Annotated in this window: 4 protein-coding genes and 1 pseudogene; 3 read left to right on the top strand and 2 right to left on the bottom strand. The window is 36.6% G+C overall.

Annotated elements, in window-relative coordinates:
- Positions 1–226 precede the first annotated feature (226 nt).
- Complete coding sequence (locus Sarmat_RS06375) at positions 227–358, top strand: IS630 transposase-related protein (protein ID WP_202149929.1); 132 nt, start codon at positions 227–229, stop codon at positions 356–358.
- Positions 359–487: 129 nt separating this feature from the next.
- Here the strand turns inward: Sarmat_RS06375 and lpxB are convergent, their stop codons facing one another.
- Both lpxB and Sarmat_RS06365 read right to left on the bottom strand, forming a co-directional pair.
- On the bottom strand, positions 488–1,630 hold the full coding sequence (gene lpxB, locus Sarmat_RS06370) for a lipid-A-disaccharide synthase (protein WP_202149928.1): 1,143 nt from the start codon (positions 1,628–1,630) through the stop codon (positions 488–490).
- Positions 1,631–1,731: 101 nt separating this feature from the next.
- Positions 1,732–2,301, bottom strand: a complete 570-nt coding sequence (locus Sarmat_RS06365) for a hypothetical protein (RefSeq protein ID WP_202149927.1) — start codon at positions 2,299–2,301, stop codon at positions 1,732–1,734.
- A gap of 105 nt (positions 2,302–2,406) precedes the next feature.
- Here Sarmat_RS06365 and Sarmat_RS06995 point away from each other — a divergent pair.
- Together Sarmat_RS06995 and Sarmat_RS07495 are read left to right on the top strand one after the other, a co-directional pair.
- A pseudogene (locus Sarmat_RS06995) lies at positions 2,407–2,508 on the top strand (IS481 family transposase); the annotation flags it as partial.
- A 147-nt stretch (positions 2,509–2,655) separates the two neighbouring features.
- Positions 2,656–2,827 (top strand): helix-turn-helix domain-containing protein (locus tag Sarmat_RS07495; RefSeq protein WP_207187048.1); only part of this gene is annotated, 172 nt, incomplete at its 3' end.

The raw sequence follows: 2,827 nt of genomic DNA, 5'->3' as shown, positions 1-2,827 counted from the left end.
GTATTTACCGTAAAATTTGGGGTAATAAAAAATTTAGTAAAACCAATTAAAATTAAAAATCATAATCGTAGGTTATTTTCTATATTTTCATATGGACTTACTTTTTTAAGAAAAATATTAACGCAATCAAAATTCATCGAAATTTTTGATTTTTTCCTCAGATCTATGTCTAACAATCCTTTAAATTCAAAGCTTAAGCAACTATGTGTTCGGTACTAAGGGAAAAATGACAAAAAGCTATAGCAATGATTTAAGAGAAGAAGTAGTAGAATATTTAGAAGCTGGGAATAGTTATGACCAAGCATCTAAATTATTTAAAATACCTAATTCAACCTCAATTACTATAACATTTCTTTAGATTACTCTTATAATTTTTAAGAAACGTGCTCTGATGCAAAGAAATAGATTAGACGCACCGCATAAGTCAATGGATTATATTAAAAGTTACTAACTTCAGTTGCAAAAGAAGTCTATTACATCAATTCTATTAGAATTGCAAAATGCGGTATATCAATTCAGATGCTATTTTTGAAGGTGGCTTTGGCCAGTGGTGACCTACACTACGTAATATTTCTTGAGTTTTGTCAATTTTAGTTTGCATTCTAGAGTTGGCGAGAATAGATTGCAGAGCCTGCGCGATATTTTTCGCCGTACAGTTTGGCCCTATAAGCTCTGGCCAAATTTCTTGATTGGCAATGATGTTGATGAGGCAAGCGAACCTTATATGCATCACGCACTTTAACAACCAATAACTCAGAAAATGTGGTTTATAGCAAATTACCATTGGTATTGCCTTGCAAGCAATTTGCATTGTGTTCGTGCCAGATTTACATAAAGCAACTGAGCTTTGCTCCACTACCTGCTGGTGCATATAGCAGAAATGATAAGAAAATAATAATAGATGAGAGTTTAGAATAGCTAGGATTTGATCTTGATCTTCAGCCTTAACTATAACAAATAGTGCGCGCAGCGATGCGCCATTTTTGGCTAATATATTAAGACTATTGATAAAGATTGGAGCTAAAGTAGCAATCTCCCTCCTTCTACTACCGCAAGTTAAACAAATCTGGGTTGTGCTAGTTGGCGCGATGGCTTGGTTAGTGGTGACTACATCATCGTCATTGCGCATCTTGCAATCCATATACTGCTCTAACCCTATATACCCCACAAAAGAAGTTGCTAAACCATGTTTAGTAAACAAGGCCGGTTCAAAGGGCAAGAGGGCAAGTAAATGATGATATATCTTTGCATATTTAATAGCTCTTTTTGGCTTATAAGCCCATACCGAGGGGGCTACAATGTGCAAGAGCTTGATGTGTGGGGCGAGAGCTTTGATGCGCTTGGCTATAGGATAGGTAAAACCAGGAGAGTCTATGGTTATTAGTAGCGAGGGTTGCTTAACAAGGATATCCCGCACCACTAATTTTTGCAGCTTTATTATGCGCAGTAGACTTGGCAATATTTCTAGAAAGCCTATTAAATTAATTTGCTTAATATCAAACAGCGGAGTGAAATGATGTTTGCGCATCAACTCACCACCAACACCGTAAAACTGCTGATCTTGCATATTACTTATAATACGGCTACCTATAAAATCACCGGAATGCTCTCCAGCTATGATATAAATCATTTGCTATGCTCAATCTTTGCTGCTTTTTACCCTTTCATTTTATGCCAGCAACTAATCGCGCGCAATCCAATAATATTTATTATAATATAAATATTATTAACCTAGATGCTATCTAAATTTACTATCTCATCAATTCTAATATTCCGCACATCATTTTCTTGTGTTTCTTGACTGAAGTAAAGATTTAGATAATATTGCACAGAATCTACATAAAGCTTCACTACATCAGCAACTATTTGCCTGATGCGCTTCTTGCTATTAATGCCGGCTTTATTAGCGAATATGTTCAAGTCATCATGCAGGCTTTGCTCTATCGCTTTACTTGTGACTTTGTTCTTATCTAATATACTATCTACTAAGGCATTTAGTTGAAGGTTATTAGAGGTTATACCATTTTCGGTGTTTTGAATTTCCAACTTATTTCTCATACACTCTAGCATCATCTTCACGCCAATCGTTTTGGCATGCTGTGGGTTAAATGCCTCTTGTACTCTAGCAATCTTTTGATCTGATAAGAGCGCCTGTTGCGTTATCTTATAATCTAAATGATGAGTGATATGTATGATGGTTTTATCCAGCATAGCTAACGCTTTGTCATTGCAGTCCTGCGCTATATTTTGCAATATGTTTTTTAGCGCATGTTCGATATAAGATCTATTGGTTGGTATCATGCCTCTTTTAAATCGTTCTAAATTTGACGCTATACAATCTAGGTGTTCGATCCCAGAGAATAATGGTGTATATTATGAAGAGAATAATTTATGGAGAAAAATCTTATGGGACAAATATTACACGCGAATGCCAGAACAACGGAGGCAATCCGTAGAGAGATCCGTGATAGTAAAGAGAGCATAGAGAAAGCGGCTAAAAGATTTAATAGACCTCTTTCCTAACTCTACTCCTGATGGCAACTGTGGTGACGCTGTCGATGCGCAAGTCCTCACGTACTTCATGTACGCTGCGGCTCTGTGCTTTGTATACTCCTCGCATTTGCTCTTAATTGAGCGAGTTTCGAAAGAAGTCTAATGTACCTTCGCACTTATAGCACAATGATGCAGATAGGCTTTATGTTTAACATTGACGAATCAAGAGTGAGCCGGATTATAAAGAAGCTAGAGCCGCTTATGGCTGGTCTAGTTGCAATTGAGAAGAATCGAGAATTAAGTTACGAAGAGGCGGCCCAGCTAATTGATGTTA

It is taken from the genome of Candidatus Sarmatiella mevalonica (assembly GCF_016751895.1).
Lineage (GTDB): Bacteria > Pseudomonadota > Alphaproteobacteria > Rickettsiales > Rickettsiaceae > Sarmatiella > Sarmatiella mevalonica.
This window is presented reverse-complemented; position numbering and strand designations above follow the sequence as displayed.

Bases quoted from the DNA above. Each gene is read 5' to 3' on its own strand.
- Sarmat_RS06375 (WP_202149929.1), top strand. From the start codon at position 227: ATGACAAAAAGCTATAGCAATGATTTAAGAGAAGAAGTAGTAGAATAT.
- lpxB (WP_202149928.1), bottom strand. From the start codon at position 1,630: ATGATTTATATCATAGCTGGAGAGCATTCCGGTGATTTTATAGGTAGC.
- Sarmat_RS06365 (WP_202149927.1), bottom strand. From the start codon at position 2,301: ATGATACCAACCAATAGATCTTATATCGAACATGCGCTAAAAAACATA.